This is a genomic window from Caballeronia udeis, from assembly GCF_044909315.1.
Taxonomy (GTDB): Bacteria; Pseudomonadota; Gammaproteobacteria; order Burkholderiales; family Burkholderiaceae; genus Caballeronia; species Caballeronia udeis_A.
Map to the genome: position 1 here is coordinate 29519 of NZ_JBIYEB010000022.1, position 24436 is coordinate 53954.

Below are 24436 nucleotides of genomic sequence, written 5' to 3' on the forward strand. Positions count from 1 at the left end.
TCGTATTAAGGAGATTTCAATGAGCTGGGGCGACGAAAACACGACCTACAACGTTGTGATGAACCACGAGGAACAGTATTCGATCTGGCCGGACTACAAGGCGCTGCCCGCAGGCTGGACTGCCGTGGGCAAGACCGGCAAGAAGGACGATTGCCTCGCGTACATCGACGCAGTGTGGACGGATATGCGCCCGCTCAGCCTGCGTCAGGCGATGGCTGCCGACGCCAGCGCCAACGCGGCCTGAGACAGGTTGCGGATGAAGGTCACGCTGATCTGCCTGCCGTTCGCCGGAGCAAGCGCGGCGGTTTATCGGCAGTGGGGCGCACTGCTGCCGTCGTGGATACGCGTTCACGCCCTCGACCTTCCCGGCCATGGCGTGAAGCGCGCGCAGCCGGCGCTGCATCGTTGGCCTGAGGTTGCGGACGCACTGGAGCGCGAAGCCCTGCGAGTGATTGACGGACCGTTCGCGATCTTCGGCTACAGCATGGGCGCGTTGACCGGCCTCGAAATGGCGCACCGGCTGCGCCGCACTCACGGTCTCACGCCCTTGTGGTTCGGGGCGGCGGCGTGTGCGGCGCCGGCCTGCCGGACGCCCGATGCGACATGGCTGGATTGCCCGGACGAAGCGATGATCGCCGAACTGCGGCGCCTTGGCGCCACGCCCGAAGAACTGCTCGGAGACCGCGGCTTTCTCGATCTGGCTTTACCCGTGCTGCGTGCTGACTTTCATTTGTGCGCCACGTACGTTCGTCCGGACAATGCATTGCGAGCGCCGCTCGCTTGTCCTTTGCTCGCGCTGGGTGGCCGGAACGATACGTTATCCGAACAATCCGATTACCTGTCGGCGTGGGCACACGAGACGTCGGCGGGCTTTACGCAGCGTGTTTTCGACGGCGGCCATTTTTTCATCGATACGGCACGCGCCGAATTGATCGACGCGATCGTGACTTCGTTGGCGTCAGCATCAACCTGCGCAGCCCCCGCCAATCCGCTTGCTCATGCCGGCATTCCGGGCGCGGCTTTCCGCACAGCATCCATTGATTCCGCCGGCGCGGCCGGTCCAAGGAGCTTTCATTCATGACGTTTTCTTATCCTGCGCTGTTTGATTTCGAACCCTTTGCCGGACGAAGCGAGGAGTTCGTGGCGCTGATCAGGCAGTTCGCGGCCGCGCATCCGTTTCGCAGTGCCACCGTCGATGAATTGCTGCTCGACGACGACTATCATCGCCGGCCATTGCGCCCGGAAGATTTCGAATTCCTCAAGTTCATGAAGCCGGTGCGTGCCGACAACGTCAGCCGCCTGCCTTCGCTGGCGTCGAACCGGACGCTGCTGTCGATCTACGAGCTGGAGGCCGCGCGCATGCCGCGCAGCGGCGAGGCCGCGGACTGGCAGCGCTTCACGGAGTTCTATCGCGACGACGTCAGGACGCTCGGCGCACAACTCGCACCGTTTCTCGAAGCGTATGCGTTCTCGTATCTGCGTGGAACGTCGCCGGCGGGAGAAAGCGTGGCCACGGCGAGTGCGCGGCTTGCCCGCATCATCGACGACGAAAGCACGTTCTGGGACGCAACGTTTGCGCGCCTGATGCGCAACGACTATCTGGAAGAAGGACTGCGCTTCATCATGGTCCAGCGCTGGGCGCTCGCGCCGTCGAAGCGGCGCGCGGTGGCGCGGGCGGCGGCGAATGGTTATTTCGATGCGTTGCCGCCGGAAGCGCGGCCGGCGCTCGATGGCGACCTTCCCGACGACGCGTTGCTGCAGCGCGTAGCGGCCATGTGTGGCGTGACTCGCCAGCAGCACGCGTATTGGCAGTTCTATTTGCCGACGAGCATGGCGAAGACCAATCTGCTGTATGCGCTTGCACGGCGTCCGGATCGCGTGTTTGCGCTGACCGGCGCGGTGTTTGCGGCCGAAGCCGAGTGGCTGGCTTTCGGTCTGGCGCTCGAACGTGCGTGCGCGTGGCTGCAGCCGGCGGGTCGTCGCCCCGGTGAAGCCGAGGCGCGCAAGACTGCATTGACCGCGCGATTCGCAACAGCGCTGCAAACCGTGGCGGACCGTTTTGGCGATACCGCGTTCGAGCAGTGCGTGGCGGGTGCGGCAGCGGGTGAACGTCTGGCGGAGCGCGGCCGTTGGGATCTCGGCGAGCAATTGCAATGGCTGGGTGCGATCCCTCAATACTGCGAATTCGCGCGCCGCATCAGTCAGCGGATCGATGCGGAATGTCCGGATATTGACCGCGAGACGTTCATCGAGCCGCATGAAATGTGTTCGACGACGCATGTGCATAACGACCATCGGCTTGTCACGATCCAGGAAGGCGACATGCTGTTCTGGGGCAACGTCGGCATGCAGCTCAAGATGCATCAGGGGGACATGGTCCTGATTCCCGACGGCCGGTTGCATGGTTCGACCGTGGTATCGGGTGAGTGCACGTACCACCAGCCGATCATCCCGGACGACTGGGTGCAGGCGCTCGTCGCCGAGCTGGATGCCACGGCACACGCGGCGCGCTAGCCGCGCTTGAGCGGTAGCAAAGCGGCATCAAGCAGCATCCGGCGGAGTGCAATGCACTTCGCTGTCCAGGCGCCTCGCTCGAAGGCGCCGGTTCTCCCCACAAAAAACACGGATAGGTCCGGCACCCATGACAGGGCCGGTATCGGCTCGCCCGTCGAACGTGCCGCGCAGCGCGCGGACACCTGGACACCAGGGCGAAGTCGGGTGCGAAGTTGCGTGACTAGCGAGAGGAATGAAGATGCTGACAAACGAAGAGATGACGCAGCAAAATGCCGCCAGACCGGCACGAGCGCCCGATGCGGCGCAGTCCGCGGGCGCGGCGCCCGAGTTCGATCCGGGTGATTGGAAAAGCCGCATCATTGCGGGGCGCCTGACCGGTTCGGCGGTGCATTTGCCGGCATGGCTGGACGTGTCGTATGAGACCTTGCGCGAGCAGGTGATGCATCCGGCCTATCCGTGTTTCTTCGGTACCACGGCGGAACGGCGCGGCGAGATGTTCTACTCGTTCGTCAGCGGCAAGGAAAAGGACATCTGCGATCTCGCGGCGACCATGCGGACTTTCGCGGAACTGGCTTCGCTGCCGCAGTACCGCAAGAACAACATCGCGGTGTTTTTTGAACCGGACGCCGTTCCGCTTTCACACGATGAGTATCACGAACTATTCTGGAAAACGCTCCAGCACCTTCACGATGTCGACCCCGATCCCGCTGCCGACCAGCAGCCCGAGCCGTCGCACGAAGAGTGGGAGTTTTCATTCGCGGGCGTGCAGATGTTCGTTGTCTGCGCGTGTCCTTCATTCCGTTTGCGCCATAGCCGCAACCTTGGCCCGGGCATGGTGCTGCTGTTCCAGCCTCGCAGTGTGTTTGTGGATACGATTACCAACAAGGTCATTGGCCGCGAGGCGCGCAACCAGGTTCGCAAGCGTCTGGAAACCTGGGACGAAACGCCGGCACATCCGGACCTGGGCTTTTACGGCGATGCAGGCAACCTTGAATGGAAGCAGTATTTCCTCGACGACCATAACGTCGCCGCGCAGGATGCCTGTCCGTTCCTGAAGCGGCAGGCTCGCAAGAACATGCCTGAAGCGGCTGCCGTGAAGCTGCAAGGCGCAGTACCGGAAGCGCACGCGGCGACGCCTGCGCCCGGCGGGCTGCAGGCTGTCGCTCAAACGTATGCGAGCTTGCCGCCTGAAAAACGCGCCGCTTTCCGTCTGCGTTTGCGTGAGCGCGGCATGTCGGGCGAGCAGTTGCCCATTGTCGCGCTTGAGGGGCGTTCAGCGCGCTTTCCGCTGTCGCCCGCGCAGGTGCGCTTATGGTTTCTGTGGCAACTCGATCCGGACGACGCCAGCTACAACCTGTCGGGTGCACTGAGGCTCGAGGGGGGGCTGCAGAGTGAGAAGCTCCGTGCCGCGCTGGCGCATGTGGTGCAGCGGCATGAAGTACTGCGCACGCGTTTTGTCGAAGCCGATGGACAGGCGTGGCAGGTCGTGGGCGAAACTGGCTACGGCTGGACCGATATCAACCCGGCGGACGCGAGCGCGCTTGAAGTACGCTTGCAAGCGCTGTCGCTGCAACCGTTCGACCTCACGCGTGGGCCGCTCCTGCGGGTCGCGCTGCTGAGTGAGGCGGCCGGCTCACATGTGCTGCACGTGTCGATGCATCACATCATCTCCGACCATGCTTCCGTCAAGCTGCTGCTTGATGAATTCATCGCGGCCTATGAACAACTGTGCAGCGCCGGGGCGCTGGTAGCCGAGCCATTGGCGGTGCAGTACGGCGACTACGCCGCGTGGCAGAGGGAATGGTCGGAAGACAGCCGGAACGATCCGCATCTCGCTTACTGGGTCAAGCAACTGGGCGGGACGCAGCCCGTGCTCGAACTGCCGGTCGTAAAGAGCCGCGCGAGCGCGCAGACCACGCGCAATGCCCGCGGCGCGCGCGTCAGCGTCACGCTGGACGCCGTTCAGACCCGGTCGCTTAAACAAGCGGCGGCCAGTCACCATACGACCCTGTTCACGCTGCTGTTGTCGGCCTATGCGGTTTTGCTCGCGCGTTACAGCGGTCAGAAGGACCTGCGTATCGGCGTACCGGTCGCTGGGCGCAGCCGGCTTGAAACGGAACGGGTGATCGGCTTCTTCGTCAACACGCTGGTGATCCGCGCGGACCTCACCGGCGTTGCATCGTTCGGGACGTTGCTAAGCCGGCTTCACGAGCGCGTGCTTGAAGCGCATCGTCACGATGCGTTGTCGTTCGCCCAGCTTGTCGAGGCACTGCAGCCTGAACGCAGCATCGGGCAGACGCCGCTGTTCCAGGTCATGTTCAATCACACGCGCGGGCAGCATACGGACATCAGCGTGGCAGGACTGCGCGTGTCGGAAGTGGCGAACGACGTGCCGACAGCACGCTTCGACCTGGTGCTGAACGCTGTCGAGCGCGACGATGAGTTGAGGTTGTCGTTCAACTATGCAACTGACCTGTTCGACAAAACCATCGTCAGGCAGATGCTTGCGCACTACGTCGAAATCCTGGGGCAAGTGAGCGCAGCAGCGGACCAGCCGCTGGCACAGATTGCACTAAGCCGCGATGGCGCGCATGGCGCGACGGAGCGGACCGTGGCAAGCACGGCATTCGAACCGGTCGGTCCGCGTTTCAGCCGGCAGGCGTCGAAACATCCGCTTGCGCCTGCGCTGCATTGCGAGGGCGACCGGCTTTCGTACGGCGAACTCGAGCGTTGGACAAATCGCATTGCGCACCGCTTGAAACGGGTCGGCGTTCGTCCTGACGAATGCATTGGCCTGTGCGTGGAACGCTCGGCCGCGCTCGCTGCGGGGGTGCTTGGGGTGCTGAAATCGGGCGCGGCATTCGTGCCGCTCGATCCGGCTTATCCGCTCGAACGGCTTGCCGCGATGCTCGACGACGCCGGGATCGTACGGGTGCTGGTCGACAAGACGGGGCTTGAGCGTTTGGGTGAATTGCTGCGTGGCCGCGAGCCGATTCACGTGGCCGATGACCGGCCGCAGCAAGGCGAACCCGAAGCCGATACCGCGTTCGTTGCATCGATTCATCCGGAACAACTGGCCTACGTGATCTACACGTCGGGCTCGACGGGGCGTCCAAAGGGCGTGGCGATCAACCACGGCACCCTGAGTCAGCATCTGGACGACTTCATCGGCACGTATCGCATCAGTGCGGCCGACAAGGTGCTGCAATCATCGACGATCAACTTCGACGTCGCCCTGCACGAACTCCTGCCCGCGCTGCTGAGCGGCGGTCAGGTCGAGATGCGCGGCCCGCAACTCTGGGACCCTGAGACCACCAGCCGTCATCTGATTGATGAGAGGGTGACGTTCGCGCGCATCCCGACGGCGTACTGGCAACAGTGGCTGCGGGAGCCGCCGCCCGCGGCTTCGCTCTCCGCATTACGGCAGATCACGGTGGGCGGCGAAGGGTTGCCCGGCGACGCATTGCGGCAATGGCGCAACGGTCCGCTAGGGGGCATCCGGCTCGACAACCTGTACGGTCCGACAGAAACGACTATCGCCTGCATGTATCGCGAAACCCGTGCTCAGGACGAGGAACAGGCGATCGTATCGATTGGCGGTCCTTATCCGTCGCGTTCGGTTCATGTCTGCGACGCCGACGGCAACGAGGCGCCGGCGGGCGCGCTGGGCGAGTTGTGCATCGGTGGGCATACGCTGGCGCGAGGTTATCTCGGGCGTGCCGGGCTGAGCGCCGAGCGGTTTGTTCCCGATCCCAATGGTTCTGCCGGCAGCCGGCTTTATCGAACGGGAGACCTGTGCCGCCGCCGCCCGGATGGCAGCATCGACTTCCTTGGGCGGATGGACCAGCAAGTGAAGCTGCGCGGGTACCGCATCGAGTTGGGCGAGATCGAGGCGGTGCTGCGTGAAGCGCCCGGGGTGCAGGCAGCCGCTGCTGCCTTGCGCGGCGAAGGTGATGCGAAACGGCTTGTGGGCTACGTGGTTGGGGACGCCGATGACGCCACCGTGCGCCGTATCCTGCAGAGCCGTCTGCCGGGTTATATGGTGCCGTCGGCGCTGGTATGGATGGAACACTTGCCGCTGATGCAGAACGGCAAGGTGGATCGTGCGGCGTTGCCCGAACCGGGTGTGGAAGCGGCACGCCAGCGCATGGCGCCGCGCACGGAACTGGAAGCGGCGTTGCTGGCGATCTGGCAGTCGGTGCTGGGTCGTGACGGTTTGAGCATGACCGACAACTTCTTCGAGGTCGGTGGTCACTCGTTGCTGATGATGCGTGTGGCTTCGCGTATCCGTCAGGAACTGAGCCGCGATGTCTCGCTGCAGACGTTGTTCCTGCACCCCGTGCTTGAAAGTCTCGCGGCCGAACTGGCGTTGCACGAGACGCGTACGGCAGACGTTATCTCACCCCGAGATGCCGCGGCTCGCATTCCGCTGACGCACGAGCAGGAGCGGTTGTGGTTCCTGTGGAAGCTCGAACCGTACGGCGCCGCTTACACCATTACCGGCGCCGTGAACCTGCGTGGTGCGCTCGACCGGCAAGCGATACGCGTTTCGCTGGATCGCTTGCTTGAGCGGCATGAAAGCCTGCGTACGCGTTTCGTCGAAGAGGATGGTCAACCATGGCAAGTCGTCGATAACACAGTACACGATGGATCCCACGGGCGTTATGGCTGGCGCGAGGAGAGCGTTGTTGGTCCGGACGAACTCGACGCGCGCGTGCTTGAACTGGGCCGCGAGCCCTTCGATCTCGAACATGGTCCGATGCTGCGCGTCACGTTGCTGACACTTGCACAGAATGAAACCGTGCTGCATTTTGCGATGCCGCACGTTGTGTCTGACGCCTGGTCGCAGGGCATCCTGTTGCGTGAGTTTTCTCAACTGTATAGCGCGGCGAGCCGCAACGAAGCGGCCGATCTGGCGCCGCTGCCGATCCAGTACGGGGACTATGCGTCATGGCAGCGCAACGCCCGCAACGAAGCCGCACTCTATACCCACTACGCGTACTGGCAGCAAGAGCTCGGCGATGAACAACCACTGCTTGCGTTGCCTGTCGACCGGATACGTCATGGGGCACGCAGCGGTGCAGGCGCGGTCGTTGCACGATCGCTCGGTGTCGAGTTGACCGATGCCCTTGAACAACGCTCGCGCGAGCATGGCGCCACGCGTTTCATGACCATGCTTGCTGCCTATGGCACGCTGCTGCAGGGCTATAGCGCACAGGACGACATCCGTGTCGGCGTGCCCGTAGCAGGCCGTGACCGCCTTGAGACCGAGCCGTTGATCGGCTTCTTCGTCAACACGCTGGTCATCCGCATGGCCACGCGCCGGACCGCGCCGTTCAGCACTCTGCTCGCCGAGGTACGCGACCGGATGGCCGGCGCGCAGGCGCATGCCGGTGTGCCGTTTGCGAAGCTGGTTGAATTGCTGCAGCCGCAACGCAGCATCAGCCACACACCTGTCTTCCAGGCGATGTTCAACTACAGCGCAGAGCCGCGTGCGCAAGTCGAACTACCCGGTATTGAAGTGAGCACGCTGACGGGCGGTACGGGAACGGCGCAGTTCGACTTGTCGCTGGATGTATCGGTGAATGGCGATGGCCTCAGGATCGCGCTGAACTACGCAACCGATCTCTTCGACCCGGCCACGGCTACACGCCTGCTCGATAGTTATGTTGCTGTGCTGGAGACCATCGCGAGCCGGCCGGACACGCGTGCGGTGCCACTGCTGGGAGATCGCGAGCGACAGCAACTCCTGGCGTGGGGCCGCAACGACCAGACGTTTGCGCGGGGGGAGCCGGTGCACCGTTTGTTCGAACGCCAGGCGATAAAGTCGCCGGATGCGCTCGCGCTGGTATTCGGCGACCAGACATTCACGTACCGCGAACTCGACGAACGGGCCAACCGGCTCGCGCACAGACTGGTGCGCCTGGGCGTTGGACCCGAGGTGAAGGTCGGTATCGGCCTGGAGCGTTCGCTGGAGATGCTGGTCGGGTTGCTGGCTATCGTGAAGGCGGGCGGTGCTTATGTGCCGCTTGATCCGCAGTATCCGGCGGAGCGTCTGGCGTACATGTTGGCCCATAGCGGCGTGCGCTTGTTGCTTACGCAAAGAGCAGTTGCACAGCGCTTCAACGCGAACGGGCAGACCCTGCCGGTGCTGGCGCTGGATGCACTGGACCTTGACGACGAATCGTCGCACTCGCCGCACGTGGACGTACGCGGGCACAACCTGGCCTACGTCATCTATACCTCCGGTTCGACGGGACAGCCGAAGGGCGTGATGGTTCATCACCACGCGCTCAGCCACTTCATTCACAGCATGCAGATGCAGCCTGGCCTGGCAGCGGATGACGTGCTGGTCGCGGTGACCTCGCTGTCATTCGATATTGCCGCGCTCGAGCTGTACTTGCCGCTAGTGGCCGGTGCCCGGATTGTCCTGGCTACGCGAGAGACGGCTCGGGATGGCGCCGCGTTGGCGCGACTGGTGCAGGACTCCAAGGCGACGGTGTTGCAGTCGACCCCTGCCGGCTGGCGGTTGCTGCGGGCCGGCGGCTGGCCGCAGGCGCCGCTCGTTCGCTTCAAAGGGTTGTGCGGCGGCGAAGCATTGCAGCCGGATCTGGCACGCGACCTGAACGAGCAGGGCGTCGAGCTATGGAACATGTATGGCCCGACCGAGACCACGATCTGGTCGGCTGCTGCGCGCGTGCTGGATGCCGTCCCGGGGCTGGGCAGCGCCATCGCGGGAACGCAGCTTTATGTCCTCGATTCGAGCATGGCGCTCGTCCCGCCCAATGTGCCGGGCGAGTTGTATCTCGGTGGTGTTGGGCTGGCGCGCGGTTATATCGGGCAGGGCGGGCTGACGTCGGAGCGATTTGTGGCCGACCCGTTCAACGGCAACGGCGCACGCCTGTACAGGACAGGCGATCTCGTGAAGTGGCGAGGCGACGGCCGTCTTGAGTATCTGGGGCGTATCGACCATCAGGTGAAGATCAGGGGCTTCCGTATCGAACTGGGAGAGGTCGAGGCGCGGTTGCTTACGCAACCGGAGGTGCGCGAAGCCGTGGTGGTGGCGCACGAAGGCGCAGGGGGCGCGCGGCTGGTGGCGTATGTGTCGCGTCGGGCTGGACAACTGGCCGACGCCGCCACGCTCGCCAGGCAGCTACGAGAAAAACTGATCGCGGTGCTGCCGGAGTACATGGTGCCTTCCGTGATCGTGATCCTGGACAGCTTGCCGCTGAACACGAACGGCAAGGTCGATCGCCACGCACTGCCGCTGCCCGAACAAACCGAACGAATCCGGGAGGCGCCGAAGGGTGAGACAGAACCGTTGCTCGCTTCCGTCTGGCAGGACGTACTGCGTGTCGACCGTATTGGCCGTCACGATAATTTCTTCGAGCTGGGCGGGCAATCGTTGTTGGCATTGCGCGCGGTCGCGGCAATCCGCGCGGCGTTGAACGTCGAGCTGCCGGTGCAGCGGCTATTCGCTTATCCGGTGCTGACAGATCTGGCGCGTGCGATAGAAGCGGGTACACCGGACGTGGCGTCCGGGACAGCCGTCACGCTGCCCGCGATGATCGTCGAAAGACCAAAAGGAATGCTTGACATACCGTTGTCCTCCGCACAGGAAAGGCTGTGGTTCTTCTCGCGCCTGAGTCCGCAGAGTCCCGCGTACAACCTTGCGGGCGCGGTGAAACTGGAGGGTGCGCTTGACCGCGACAGCCTGCGCGAAGCGGTCGCGGCGCTCGTCGCACGTCATGAAAGCTTGCGCACGCGTTTTGTTGAAATCGATGGCGTGGCGACGCAGCAAGCCGATGTGATCGAACCGGGCTGGTCGGTGCTCGATCTTGAAGACGTCCCGCAGGAGAGCAGAACGAGGCGCGTGGCCGACACCGTTAACGCAATTTCCCGTGCACCGTTCTCACTGGAGCAAGGACCGTTGTTCCGCGTGACGCTGATCCGGCTCGGTGACTGCGAACACGTGCTTCATTTCGTGACGCATCACATCATCTCGGATGCATGGTCGAACCGGATCATCCTCGACGAATTCTCGCGTCTCTACACGGCGATCCGTCAGGGACGCCCGCATCAACTTGCACCGTTGCCGGTCCAGTACGCCGACTACGCGCTCTGGCAAAACGACGCGGCACAGCAAGCACGCGCCGGCGTGGAACTCGCGTTCTGGCGCGAGCGGCTTGGCGGCGAACCGATGATGCTCGAACTGCCGTTCGACCGCTCGCCGCCCGCTTCGCGAAATCAGGCCGGGGCACGGGTCGACGCCAGGCTCGCGGCGCCGGTGACCGATGCCGTCCGAGCGCTGTCACGACGGTATCAGGCGACGCCGTTCATGGTGTTGTTGGCCGCATTCGATGTCCTGCTCGCGCGTTACAGCGGGCAAGCCGATATCCGCGTGGGCGTGCCGGTAGCAGGGCGGGACCGGCTGGAGACGCAATCGCTGATCGGCTTCTTCGTCAACACGCTGGTGATTCGCACGGAGATGGTGGGGCTCGATACCGTCGAAGCGCTGCTCGGCCATGTTCGCGAGCGCGTGCTCGAAGCGCAGGCGCACCAGGACGTGCCGTTCGCGCGGGTGGTCGATGCGTTGAACCCCGGCCGTAGCCTCACGCAGACACCGCTCTTCAGCGTCATGTTCAACTACGATCACGGCACGGATGGAGAGGGGCTCAGCTTGCCCGGCCTGCGGGTCTCGCCGGTTGAAACATCGACGGGTACCGCGCGTTTTGATCTCGTACTGTCCGTTCGTGAGCGGAGCGACGGGATCACGGTGTCGTTGAACTATGCACGCGATGTGTTCAACGCTCAAACCGTTGAACGGATGCTTGGCCACTATGTCTCGCTGCTGGGGCAGATCGCGACGAAGGACCATGTGCACCTGGCTGAGCTTGTGCTCGATGCAGACGTTCGCCAACCCGCGCTTCGCGCTCATGCGTTCGTGCCGGCTGGCGAACGTATCGCTGCGCAGGCACGTCGCCAGCCTCAGGCGCCTGCCTTGCATTGCGAAGGTGTGCACCTGTCTTACGGCGAACTCGACGACTGGTCGAACCGCATCGCGCGAGCGTTGCATGCACGAGGGATGGGTGCCGAAGCACGCGTAGGGTTGTGCCTGACGCGATCGGCCGGATTGGTGGCGGCACTCGTCGGCGTGCTCCGGTCGGGTGCGGCTTTCGTGCCGCTCGATCCGGCTTATCCGGCCGAGCGCCTGCGCACCATGATCGATGACGCTCAACTGTCGTGCGTGCTCGTGGATGCCATGACGCTGGCGACCTGCGGGCCGCTCTTCGCCAACCGCGAGGTCATCGATATAAATGCGCTTGACACCTCGTCTGGCGATCCGCTCGATGTCACCATTCATCCCGAGCAACTGGCCTATGTGATCTACACATCGGGATCGACGGGACGGCCCAAAGGCGTGGCGATCAGTCATGTTGCGCTCAGCCGGCATCTGGACGATTTCATCGGCGCATACGGGATCGATGCGGCCGATATCCAGTTGCAATCGTCGACGATCAACTTCGACGTGGCCCTGCACGAAATGCTGCCCGCGCTGATGCAGGGCGGCCAGGTCGAGATGCGCGGTCCGCAGTTGTGGGACATCCGGACGACCAGCCGCCACCTGAAGGAAGGCCGCGTGACGTTCGCGCGGATTCCGACCGCTTACTGGCAACAGTGGCTGCGCACGCCACCGCCGCTGGACGATCTGGCCGCGTTGCGGCAAATCACCGTGGGTGGTGAGGGGCTTCCCGGCGATGCGCTCGCGCAGTGGCGCAACGGGCCGCTCGCACGCATCCGGCTGGACAACCTGTACGGCCCGACGGAGACCACGGTGGCGTGCATGTATCGCGAGACGCGTGCAGAGGATACGGCGCAGGCAATCGTATCGATCGGTGAGCCGTATGAATCGCGAAGAGTCTATGTGATTGACCGGCACGGCAACGAGGCGCCGGTCGGCGCGCTGGGCGAGTTGTGCATTGGCGGGCTTACGCTGGCGCGCGGTTATCTGGATCGTCCGGGTCTGACGGCCGGACGGTTTGTGCCGGACCCGCATGTGCCGGGGGCGCGTTTGTATCGCAGCGGCGACCTGTGCCGGCGGCGGGCGGATGGCAGCATCGACTTCCTCGGGCGGCTGGACAGCCAGGTGAAGCTGCGCGGTTTCCGCATTGAACTGGGCGAGATAGAAGCGGTGTTGCGTGAGGCGCCCGGCGTGCAGGCTGCGGTTGCCACGCTGCACGGTGAAGGTGATCAAAAGCGGATCGTCGGATACGTGGTGGGAGATCGTGAACAGTTCGAAGAAGAAGCTGTGCGCGGTGTGCTGGAGCGTCGCTTGCCGAGCTACATGGTGCCGTCGGTGCTGGTCTGGCTCGAGCGCCTGCCGCTCATGCAGAACGGCAAGCTCGATCGTGCCGCGCTGCCTGAACCGGGGGACCGCAAGAGCGCTGCGAAAACCGCGCCGCGTACGCCTCTCGAGGCGCAGTTGCTTGGTATCTGGCAAGACGCGCTGCAGCGTGACGACCTTGGCGTCACCGATAACTTCTTCGAAGCAGGCGGCCATTCCCTGCTCGCGCTCAAGGTGCTCGCTAAAAGCGCTCAGGCCGGTTTGATCAGCCTGACGTTGGAAGCGTTGTTCCAGCACGCGACGGTTCGCACGCTCGCGGCCCATCTTGCGGTACAGGATGCAGGTCCCGCAGCGAATGTTGTATCGATGAGCGAGCGCACCGACGCTCCGATCGTCTTCGCCATCCATCCGGCGTCAGGGCTGGTCGCGGACTATCGTCCGCTAGCCGCGGCACTCGATGGCGTCGCAAGCGTGTACGGCGTGCAGGCGCCGTTCTATACCGAAGACTGGTGGCCCGGTGATCTGTCGGAGCTTGCCGCTGACTACGCCGCGCGCATTCGCACGGTGCAGCCGGCGGGGCCATACCGGCTGATCGGCTGGTCGGTCGGTGGCGTGATCGCGACCGAGGTGGCGCGTGTGCTTGCACGCGACGGCGGTGAAGTGCCGTTCGTCGGTTTGATCGATGCACATGTGCCGGGTGCCGATGATCATCGCGAAGTTCACGATGAAGCCCCGGTGACTCACGAGCAGATGCGTACGTATCGCGCCACGGATCATGAGCTGCAGAAAGTGCTCGATGATGCCGGCAAGAAATGGCCGTCGATGCAAGGCGAATTGTCCGATGCCGGCACCCGCGCGCTGCTCAGCAAAGTGATGTTGTTCCAGCGGCACCTGGGTCATATTGTCCGCTACACGGAGCGCACGCCGCTGCCGCTCGACCTGAAGCTGTGGTGGGCGCGGCACCGGCCTTACCGCCCCGCGCACGAGGCGACGGCAATATGGTCGTCGCACTCGACCGGGCGCGTTTCAGTGGCCAACGAGATCGATGCGGATCACACGCATATCGTGCGCCACAGCGATCTCTTCGATGACCTCGCGCGTGCGCTTTCGTCGGGCGCTTCGGGTGAGCATGACCATGACCATCGGCCGGAGCACCTGTCATGAGCGCATGGCAATCCGGAGAGGCCAGCATGGCCACGCGCCTGCGCACGCTGGCACTTGAGCGGCCCGGCGCGATCGCCTTGATCACGATCGACGCCACGGGTGAAGCGCAGTACGACTACGTTGAAGTCGATCGTCGGGCGACGCGCCTCGCTGCGCACTTCAGTGATCAACACGCGGCCGGTGAGCGCGCGTTGCTTCTGATGGACAGTGGCATCGACTATGTGAGCGCGTTTTTTGCTTGCCTCTATGCCGGCGTGGTTGCGGTCCCGGTCTATCCGCCGGAATCGAAACGCGAACAGCATCTGGCGCGGCTGCGCGGGATTGCGCAGGACGCGGGGGTGCGGTACGTACTGACTACGTCGGTGTTGCAGGAGCGCTTCGCTGATCAATATTGCGAACTGGCGCCGGACGCAGAAGTCATCGCGGTGGATGCGCTGTGCTCGACGGGTGACAGCAACGCCTTCACGCTGCATGACGTGCAACCGTCCGATATCGCGTTCCTGCAATACACGTCGGGTTCCACGGGAACGCCGAAGGGCGTGATGGTCAGCCACGGCAACCTGATTGCCAACGAAATCGCGATCAAGGCGGGCCTCGGCGTGCAGAGTGACGACGTGTTCGTGAGCTGGCTGCCGCTGTATCACGACATGGGGTTGATCGGCAGCTTGTTGCAGCCGGTCTTCAGCGGCATTCCCCTCGTACTGATGTCGCCGCAGTATTTTCTCGAGCGTCCGCTGCGCTGGCTTCAGGCCATCGCGCGGCATCGCGGCACGATTTCGGGTGCGCCTGATTTTGCGTATCGCCTGTGCGCCGAACGCCTGCGCGACAACGCGGTGGCGCAACTCGACCTGTCGAGCTGGCGGCTCGCTTTCTCGGGTTCCGAACCGGTACGGCGCGACACGCTCGATGCGTTTGTCGCGCGCTTCGCGTGTACTGGCTTTGATCCCGCCGCGCTATATCCGTGTTACGGCCTTGCCGAGGCCACGCTCTTCGTGACGGGTGGACGGCGTGGCGCGGGGTTGGTATCGGGCAGGTTCGAGACTGATGCATTGTCTGCCGCACGCGTGGCCGTCGCACCGGAGACCCGGCCGGGTACGGTGCTGGTCGCCTGTGGCACGACGCAACCAGGCCACGTGATTTCGATCGTCGATCCGGTGAACGGGCAGACACTCGCGAGCGGCGGGATTGGAGAAATTCATGTAAGCGGGCCGAGCGTGGCGCACGGTTATTGGCAACGCGCCGAGGCCTCGTCGTCAACGTTTCGCACCGACGGTGCAACGCGATGGCTGCGCACCGGCGACCTGGGTTTTGTTCACGACGGCCAACTCTATATAGCCGGCCGTTGCAAGGACCTGATCATCGTGCGCGGGAAGAACCTGTATCCGCAGGATATCGAGCAGGCGGTTGAAGCGCGCTGCGAGTTCGTGCGCAAGGGCCGGGTCATCGCGTTTAGCGCTGATATTGACGGCGCCGAAGGTCCCGCGCTTGCACTCGAAATAGCACCGATGATGAAAAAACGCTTCGCGGCGGCGGATATCGCGGCGCAGTTGAACCGATGCGTATTCGATGCATGTGGTGAGGTACCGGTCGCCATCGTGCTGCTCAACCCAGCCGCGTTGCCGAAGACATCGAGTGGAAAATTGCAGCGCGCGGCTGCGCGGCAAGGCTGGCGGAACCGCACGCTCGATGCATATGCGCTTTGGGAGCGCGGTCAGTTCGTCGTGGGTACGGGCGCGGCTGCCACATTGCAGCAGCCTCCGCTCGAAGGCCTCGAACAAGAACTCGCCGCGCTATGGACCGATGTGCTCGACTGCGAGATCACAACACGCGACGCGCATTTTTTCGTATCCGGGGGCAGTTCGCTGACGGCTGCGCGTCTTGCCACGCTGGTTCATCAGCATTGGCGACGGCCGTTTGAACTCGCGCAGGTATTCGAATTCCCGACGCTCGCGGCCATGGCCGAAGCATTGGCCCAAGCACTTGAAAAGCCCGCATGCGAGCCAGCCGATACCACTCCATTGGAACGTGGCAGCGAGCTCGTTGTATCGCACGCGCAGCAGCGCCAGCTGTTCGCATGGCAACTCGATCCACAGAGCCGCGCGTATCACATTGCTACCGGCATACGCTTGCGCGGTCAGATCAATATGGATGCGTTGCGCCGCAGTTTCGACATGCTGGTCGAACGTCATGCAGCGCTGCGCACGAGTTTTGTCGAGACGGCGGGCGCTGCACATGTCTACGCGCCGCGCATCCATCCAGCGAAACCACTCGACTGGATGCAGGCCGATCTCCTTGATAGAGACTCAAGCGAAGAAGCGCTCGGCAAGCTCGCCCGGCGTTTTGCCACCGAGCCATTCAATCTCGCGCGAGGACCAGTGTTGCGCGTCGGCCTTGTACGTTACCGCGACAACGAGCATTTGCTGCTGCTTGCACTGCATCACATTGCAACCGACGGCTGGTCGATGCGGATCATCGTCGACGAATTCGTTGCGCACTACCGCTCCGCCGTCACGAGTACGCAGGCGGACATCGCCGCGCCGTTGGTCAGCTATACCGACTACGCGGCGTGGCAACACCGTTGGCTCGATGGCGGTGAAGCGCAGCGCCAGCTCGACTACTGGCGCAACGAACTCGGCGACGAAGCGCCCGCGCTGGCCTTGCCATTCGATCGTTCACCTACCGCCGGGACTGGCAGCCTCGCTGCCGCGCGCATGCCGTTCACGCTTCCGGTAACCCTTGCACGTCAGGTCCGCGATGCAGCAAGCCAGCATGGCGCCACGCCGTTCATCCTGCTGCTCGCGGCGTATCACGCGTGGTTGTATCGGGTGACGGGACAGGCCGATATCCGCACCGGCGTGCCGGTAGCGAATCGCCAGCGGCCTGAAACGCATGGCGTGGTGGGATTTTTCACCAACACGATCGTGCTGCGCAGCGTCTGCACGGCGTCGCTGAGTGTATCGGCGCTGGTGGCGGCGCTTCGTCGAGCAGCAATCGATGGTCAGGCGCATCAGGCGCTGCCGTTCGATGTGCTGGTCGAGCGGCTGAACCCGGCGCGCGGCGCGCAAGGCCAGCCGCTCTTCGAGACGACGTTCAACTATCTCTCCGATGACTATCCCGCACTCGAGCGTCTGCCCGGTCTCATTGCATCGCGTTACGAGATCGAAGAGGAGCACGTGAAAGTTCCGCTTGGACTGGATCTGCGTGAATCGCGGGACGGTGGAATTCGCGCGTACCTGACTTACGCAAGCGATCTGTTCGATGCAACAAGCGCTGAACGGATGGCTGCGCAATATCAGCGCGTGGTGGAAGCCTTTGTTGCCGCGTTGCTCCACGATGACCCCGCCGCTGACTCGACCCTCGCTGCACTCGACTTGCTCGATCCCGAAGGGCAGGCGCGCGTGGCATTGGCGAGTCGCGGTGAGCAAACGAACTTCTCCGGTGAGCCGATGCATGTGCGCGTGGCACACCATGCAACGGAGCGGCCTCAAGCACTTGCGGTGATCGATGGAACCACGCGCCTGACCTACAGCGAACTCAACCAGCGTGCGCAATCGATAGCATGCTGGCTACTCGATCACGGGCTTCGGGCCGGGCAGCATGTTGCGATCGTCGCGGACCGCTCGTCGTCGTTTGTCGTTGCGATGCTCGGTGTGTTGAAGGCAGGTGGCGCGTATGTTCCGCTCGATGCGGCTAATCCGCCGCAGAGACTTGAGCAGACCTTGCGCGGTTGCGGAGCGCGGTTTGTGCTGTGGGAAAAGGCCGGCATAAGGATCGATGGCTTGCATCAAGCGACGATCGATCACGTGCAACAACATGCGCTTTTGTTGACCCGCGACCTGCCCGTTGTGGACTCGCGTGAAGCAGCTTACGTGATCTACACATCGGGTTCGAGCGGCACGCCGAAGGGTGTAGTCATACCGCACGCGGCATTGAGCAATTATGTCGATGCGGTGCTGGACCGTCTCGCGTTACCTGGGCGCATGGCATTCGCGATGGTGTCAACCGTGGCTGCCGATCTTGGTCATACCGTGTTGTTCGGCGCGCTTGCATCAGGCGGCACGCTGCATCTGATCGACCGGGACACAACGCTCGACGCAGATAGCTTCGCGCGATATATGGTTGAAAACAGCATAGACATACTGAAGATTGTTCCGGGGCATCTGAATGCATTGCTGCAGGCGCAGGACGCCGCGGATGTCCTTCCGGCTCATACGCTGGTGCTGGGCGGCGAGGCGACGGCCTGGCCGTTGCTTGAGAATATCCGCTCGCTCAAGCCATCGTGCCGCGTGATTAATCACTATGGCCCGACCGAGACGACTGTCGGCATCCTGACGCAAGACGCGGCGCACACTGACTCAAGCGCAGCGACCTTGCCTGTCGGTTCGCCGCTAGCCAACGCCGCGACATGGGTACTCGATGCACACATGAACCCCGTCAGTGGAGGCGAGACCGGCGAACTCTATCTGGGCGGTGTGGGTGTCGCGCGGGGGTATCTGGACCGGCCGGGCATGACGGCGGAACGTTTTGTTCCCGATCCCTTCACGCCGGGCGGAAGGTTGTACCGCAGCGGCGACCGGGCTCGCAGGCTGACGGATGGCGCTATCGAGTATTTGGGCCGTATCGACGATCAGGTAAAGATCAGGGGTTATCGCGTTGAGCCCGGCGAGATCGCAGCGCGACTACGTGCGCTGGATGGCGTGCTCGATGCCGCGGTGCTTGTGTCGGCAGCGGGGCGTCTGGCCGGGTTTGTAACCGCTAAACCCGGATGCACACTCGACACAACCCTGCTGAAGAAACAACTCGCAGCCGTCCTGCCGGACTACATGGTGCCGTCGAGTTTGCGCGTGCTCGACGCGTTGCCGCTTAACCGCAACGGCAAGCTCGACAGGCAGGCGCTAAGTGAACTGGCACGCACGGCAACGAGAACGTACGCGAGCGTTCGTCGTATGCCGGAGGGCGCAACCGAAATCACGCTCGCGCGCATCTGGTCGGACGTGCTGGGACTAACCGGAAGCAAACCCGAAAACAGCATTGCCCGCGACGACAACTTCTTTGCGCTCGGTGGTCATTCCCTCGCAGCCATGCGGATGCTGTCGCGCGTGCGCGTCGCGTGGCCGATCGAGTTACCGCTGCGTGCGGTGTTCAGCGCGCCGACGCTCCAGGCGCTTGCCGTGCGTATCGATGAGCTATCGAGTGAAGGAGACGCGACTGGTAGCGGGGCGCCGATCCGTATCGTCGAACGGCGGCGGGAGATGCCGCTGTCGCTCACGCAGCAGCGCATCTGGGTGGTCGATCGGTTGGCAGGCGGCAGCCTCGCGTCGTACAACATGGCTGCGGGGCTGGACCTGCGTGGTGAACTCGATGCGACCCTGCTGCATGCGAGCCTCGCTGCACTGATCGAGCGGCATGAAGTCCTGCGTTCGTCGTTTGGAGAGGATGACGGGGATCCTGTCCTGACAATCGCGGATCAACTAGATGTGCCAATGCCGCTTGTCGACTGCGGCACAACATTGCCCGATACACAGCGCCAGCAGATCATTGATCGTTACCTGACCGACGCTGCGAACCGCCCATTCGATCTCGCTGCACCGCCGCTGATGCGCGCGCTGCTGTTGAAGTTCGATGCGTCGCATCACGTGCTGATTCTGGTGCTGCATCACATCGTGGCGGATGGCGCGTCGGTGCATATTCTTATCGATGAGTTGTGTGCCGGGTATCGTGCGCGGCGCATCGGCATGCCGGCCGCGCTGCCGGCCTTGCCGGTCCAGTACGCTGACTACGCGGCGTGGCAGCGCGAGCAATCGACCTCTTTGGGTGGGCGCGGCGAACAGGACTTCTGGCGCGCGTATCTGGCGAATGCGCCGCACTTCCTCGCGCTGCCTGCGGACCGGCCGCGTCCGCCGGTTGCTTCGCACGATGGCGGCGTGGTGCGCCTGACGTTGTCTCGCGAAACCGCCGCGCGGGTCAGGACGCTTGCGACCGCCCGCGGCATGACGCCGTTCGCCGTGCTGCTCGCCAGCTTCCAACTGTTCCTGCACAGGCTCACGGGCCAAGCCGATCTTCTGGTCGGCACCGACGTAGCAGGGCGTGACCGCACCGAGCTCGAAGGGCTGATCGGTTTCTTCATCAACGTGTTGCCGGTCCGCTCGCGCATAGCCGATGACGGGGCGAACACGGCGAGCTTCAACGCATGGCTCGGCACCGCCAGGCATTCCGCTTGGGAAGCGCTTGAACATCGGGTCTTGCCGTTCGACCGGATTGTCGATGCGCTTGCTGTTTCGCGCCGACGCGATGCGAATCCGCTGCTGCAATTGTTGTTCGTACTGCGCGACTTGCCGCGCAGGAACACGAGCGTGCCGGGACTTGCGATCGAACTGCTGCGAGCGCAGGCAACGCAATCGAAATTCGACATGGCGCTGTTCGTGGAGCCAGTCGACGGCGGGTACGAAGTCGAATGGGTCTACGCATCGTCGCTGTTCCTGCGGTCCACGGTGGAGCGCTGGTTCGCCTCATGGCGTGAACTGCTCGACAAGGTATCGGCCGATCCTGAAGCACCGCTCATTCTCGATCCGACGCTTGCCCGCCACTCGCCCGGCACGGTGCCCCATCGCTTGCCCGACGCCATTCCGCAATGAACGAGAGCCCTTCATTTATGAACGCGAACCCGATCACCGACGCCTGTGTCGAGACCTCTTTCTTCAACTCCGGCTCGCGTCTTCCCATTGTCCTGACACCAACCGTTTCAATAGACGATCTGTCTGCGTGGATCGAGACGCATCGCGATGAACTCGAGACGTGGTTTACCCGTCACGGCGCCGTTCTGTTCCGCGATTTCGGCCTGTCGGGCCCTGCTGATTTCGAGGCCTTCGCCGAAGCCATTTCACCGGGGCTGTATGGCGAATACGGTGACCTGCCAAAGAAGGAGGGCGGCCGCAATACGTATCGGTCCACGCCTTATCCCGAGCGGCAGATGATCCTCTACCACAACGAAAGTTCGCACCTGTCGCGCTGGCCGCGGCGGCAATTTTTCTTTTGCGAACTGGCGTCGGTGTCGGGCGGGGCAACGCCCATCGTGGATTGCCGCGAGATGCTGCGGCAGTTGCCGGCGCAGCTGGTGGATACCTTCGAGCGCAAGCAGTTGATGTACGTGCGCACTTTCACACGCGGCCTGGATGTGCCGTGGCGCGAGTTCTTCGATACCGACGACCGGCGCGTAGTGGAGTCGCGTTGCGACGGGGCGGGTGTCCAGTATGAATGGCTGCCGAACGACGAACTGCAGACGCGCACGGTATGTCCGGCGGTGATCGTGCATCCGCTGACCGGCGAACGGTCCTTCTTCAACCAGGTGCAGTTGCATCACATCGCGTGTCTCGCGCCGGATGTCCGCATGGATCTGCTCGATATGGCCGGGCTCGAACGTATGCCGAGACACGCGTATTTCGGCGACGGCAGCGCGATCAGCGACGACGACATCGCGCTGATCGGCGCCGCGTACGAGCGTTGCGCGGTGCGTTTCGACTGGCGTGCCGGCGACGTGCTGATGCTCGACAACATGCTTGTTGCACACGCTCGCGATCCCTACCAGGGGCCTCGCAAGATTGTCGTGGCGATGAGCGAGCTGCTCGACCGCTCCCAATTCGCGCGTGCCGCCAGCGCCTGATACCCCAACATTTCCCATCCAGAAAGCAGACAACAGAACATGGACCAACTGACTTCCCAACTCGAGCAACCCGCTCTCGACGCCAGCCTGCGCGCGCTCTTCGCAACCTTGCTGGAGATCGATCCCGGCACCGTTGGCGACGATGACGACTTCTTCGAACTGGGCGCCGACTCGCTGCTGGTGATCAAGCTGGTCGCCCGGATCCGGCGCACGCTGCATCGCGAACTCTCGCCAGGCGACGTCTTCGATCACCCGACCGTCGCCGGTCTGGCCCGCTTCCTCGAAGGCGCCTGACTGACCTGACCAACCCGACCAACCCCGCGGACGGACCCGCGTGATGAATCCACGCCACAGACCCGCACGATAGTCAGGGAAATTTCACACAAAAAAATATCTCGCCGATATACTATCGTATTAGTAATCATTCGCATTTGCATTATCGTTCACAAATTCAACCACACCAACCGCAAGAGACCATGGCACGACAACAATCAGAACGACGCGGCGTGGGCCGCGTCGGTGCGCGCGGGCGCGCAAAGAATCCCTGGCGGCTTGCGCCGATCGCAGCGGCCGTGTTCCTGGTGACCTCCGCGTTTGCGCAAACCGACGCTGTCGTGCCGACGGATGCGACCGGTCAGGCGGCCACATCCGCCAGCCCGGGGCAACAGTTGCCGGCGGTGGTGGTGAAGGGACAGCGCGACGCGGAAACGGGCACGGGACCGGTGAAGGGGTACGTGGCGAAACAGAGCACGGCGGGTACCAAGACCGACACGCCGATCATCAAGACGCCGCAGGCGATCTCGGTGGTGACACGCGACCAGATGGATATCCAGGACGCGCAGAGCGTCGCGCAGGCGCTGCGCTATACGTCCGGCATCAACCCGGAGCAGCGCGGCACGAACACGGATTCGCTCGAGTACCTGTACGCGCGCGGTTTTCTCGTCGACGAGTTCTGGAACGGCTTGCGCACGCCCGGTCCGGCCGGCGGTTTCGGCTTCAACGTGACGAGTTTCGACCCGTACATGTTCGAGCGTATCGAGTTGCTGCACGGGCCGGCTTCGGTGTTGTACGGGCAGGGTTCGCCGGGTGGCACGGTGAATCTCGTGAGCAAGATGCCGACGGCCGAGCCGCTGCACGAAGTCGGATTCCAGACCGGCAGCTATGGGCGCTTGCAGGGCTTCTTCGACTTCAGTGGTCCTATCGATCAGGACGGCAAGGTGCTTTACCGTTTGACGGCGGACGGTTTTAATACCGCCACGCAAACGGACTACGTGAATCAGCAGCGCTTCGCGATTTCGCCGACCATCACGTGGAAGCCGACGAAAGACACTACGTTCACGGTCTTTGCGAACTACCAGGCGGACCCCGAAGCGGGTATCTACAACAGCGTGCCGGCGGTGGGCACGATCCTGACCGGTGTCTCGCAGTTGTCGCGCAGTTTCTATCCCGGCGAGCCGACCTTCGACAGTTTCCGCAAGACGCAGGAGTCGATTGGTTACCAGTTGGATCATCGCCTGAACGACATCTGGTCGTTCAAGCAGAGCTATCGTTTCCTTCACAACAGCCAGACCGTCAAGTATGTGGCCGACGACCTGGGTTATACAAACAACGGCACGGAGTTGGCGCGCGAGGCGTACCTGAACAGCGGTCGCCTGAACTCGCACACACTCGACAACCAGGCGAGCGCGCGTTTCAACACCGGGCCGGTGTCGCATACGGCGACCGTGGGTGTCGACTACCAGAATACCCAGTTCGACCACGTTTTCTACGGATCGTCCGAGGACAATGTGCCGTCGCTCAGCATCACGAATCCGCAATACGGTCAGTCCATTCCGTACCCGACCTTCATGTTCGGCACGTCGAACAAGCAGTCGATCAAACAGCTTGGTACGTACGCGCAGGACCAGATCGACATCTACAAATGGTCGTTCTTGCTGGGCGTGCGTGAAGACTGGACGAACGAAGACACCCTGTCGTACAAGACGGGTGCGCAGACCAGCCAGTTCAATCGCGCGTTCACCTGGCGTGCCGGTGGTGTGTACAAGTTCGACAATGGTTTTGCGCCTTACGTCAGCTACACGACCTCGTTCCAGCCGCAGGTCGGCACGACTCTTTCGGGGACAGCGTTCGTTCCGACCACGGCCCAGCAGTACGAGGTCGGCGTGAAGTATCAGCCGACGGGCTACAACAGCTTTGTCACGGTATCGGCGTTCCACCTGACGCAGCAAAACGTGCTGACCACGGACCCGACCAACAGCAACTTCCAGGTGCAGACTGGTGAAGTGCGGTCCCAGGGTTTCGAGGTCGAAGCCCATGCGAGCCTGACCAGCAACCTGCAGTTGATCTTCAGCTACACGTACACGAACCTGCTCAATACGAAGAGCAATACCTCGAACCTCGACAAGGTGCCGGTCGGTATTCCGCGTAACACCGCCTCGCTGTGGGCGGACTATACGGTGACGAGCGGGCTGCTCAACGGTGTGCAAGCGGGCGCGGGCCTGCGTTATATCGGCGGTTCATACGGCGATACCGCAAACTCGATCCTGCTTTCGTCGGCCACGCTGGTCGACCTCGCGCTGCGTTATGACCTCGGCCGCGCGTTCCCTTCCATGCACGGCTGGACCGCCTCGCTCAATGCAAGCAACCTGCTCAATCGCGCTTACATGGCGTCGTGCAGCAACGGTTCTTGCTACTGGGGTCAAGGTCGACTCGTACTCGCAGGATTGAAGTATCAGTGGTAATTCATCAGGAGG

The 24436-nt window shown here is 63.1% G+C and carries 8 protein-coding genes; all 8 read left to right on the forward strand.

The genetic code is table 11. The features are described 5' to 3' along the window. Window positions 1–19 precede the first annotated feature (19 nt). The gene (locus ABH944_RS29650; protein ID WP_404610832.1) at window positions 20–244 is read left to right on the forward strand and encodes an MbtH family protein; all 225 of its coding nucleotides are present in this window, start codon (window positions 20–22) and stop codon (window positions 242–244) included. Window positions 245–256: 12 nt separating this feature from the next. After that, complete coding sequence (locus tag ABH944_RS29655) at window positions 257–1081, forward strand: thioesterase II family protein (RefSeq protein ID WP_404610833.1); 825 nt, start codon at window positions 257–259, stop codon at window positions 1079–1081. Further along, the gene (locus ABH944_RS29660; RefSeq protein WP_404610834.1) at window positions 1078–2514 is read left to right on the forward strand and encodes a cupin domain-containing protein; all 1437 of its coding nucleotides are present in this window, start codon (window positions 1078–1080) and stop codon (window positions 2512–2514) included. The genes ABH944_RS29655 and ABH944_RS29660 overlap by 4 nt, the downstream gene beginning before the upstream one ends. Window positions 2515–2752: 238 nt before the next feature. Beyond that, window positions 2753–14023: an amino acid adenylation domain-containing protein gene (locus ABH944_RS29665; protein WP_404610835.1), complete on the forward strand. Its 11271-nt coding sequence runs from the start codon at window positions 2753–2755 to the stop codon at window positions 14021–14023. Next, the gene (locus ABH944_RS29670; protein WP_404610836.1) at window positions 14020–20658 is read left to right on the forward strand and encodes an amino acid adenylation domain-containing protein; all 6639 of its coding nucleotides are present in this window, start codon (window positions 14020–14022) and stop codon (window positions 20656–20658) included. The genes ABH944_RS29665 and ABH944_RS29670 overlap by 4 nt, the downstream gene beginning before the upstream one ends. Before the next feature lie 17 nt (window positions 20659–20675). Continuing rightward, complete coding sequence (locus ABH944_RS29675; RefSeq protein ID WP_404610837.1) at window positions 20676–21683, forward strand: TauD/TfdA family dioxygenase; 1008 nt, start codon at window positions 20676–20678, stop codon at window positions 21681–21683. Window positions 21684–21722: 39 nt separating this feature from the next. Then, a complete protein-coding gene (locus tag ABH944_RS29680; RefSeq protein ID WP_404610838.1) occupies window positions 21723–21977 on the forward strand; it encodes a phosphopantetheine-binding protein in 255 nt (84 codons plus the stop codon). Window positions 21978–22159: 182 nt separating this feature from the next. Beyond that, on the forward strand, window positions 22160–24424 hold the full coding sequence (locus ABH944_RS29685; protein ID WP_404610839.1) for a TonB-dependent siderophore receptor: 2265 nt from the start codon (window positions 22160–22162) through the stop codon (window positions 24422–24424). The last annotated feature ends 12 nt before the right edge of the window (window positions 24425–24436 follow it).

Excerpts from the sequence above, each read along its gene's own strand:
- ABH944_RS29650 (WP_404610832.1), top strand. The coding sequence starts at position 20 with ATGAGCTGGGGCGACGAAAACACGACCTACAACGTTGTGATGAACCAC.
- ABH944_RS29655 (WP_404610833.1), top strand. The coding sequence starts at position 257 with ATGAAGGTCACGCTGATCTGCCTGCCGTTCGCCGGAGCAAGCGCGGCG.
- ABH944_RS29660 (WP_404610834.1), top strand. The coding sequence starts at position 1,078 with ATGACGTTTTCTTATCCTGCGCTGTTTGATTTCGAACCCTTTGCCGGA.
- ABH944_RS29665 (WP_404610835.1), top strand. The coding sequence starts at position 2,753 with ATGCTGACAAACGAAGAGATGACGCAGCAAAATGCCGCCAGACCGGCA.
- ABH944_RS29670 (WP_404610836.1), top strand. The coding sequence starts at position 14,020 with ATGAGCGCATGGCAATCCGGAGAGGCCAGCATGGCCACGCGCCTGCGC.
- ABH944_RS29675 (WP_404610837.1), top strand. The coding sequence starts at position 20,676 with ATGAACGCGAACCCGATCACCGACGCCTGTGTCGAGACCTCTTTCTTC.
- ABH944_RS29680 (WP_404610838.1), top strand. The coding sequence starts at position 21,723 with ATGGACCAACTGACTTCCCAACTCGAGCAACCCGCTCTCGACGCCAGC.
- ABH944_RS29685 (WP_404610839.1), top strand. The coding sequence starts at position 22,160 with ATGGCACGACAACAATCAGAACGACGCGGCGTGGGCCGCGTCGGTGCG.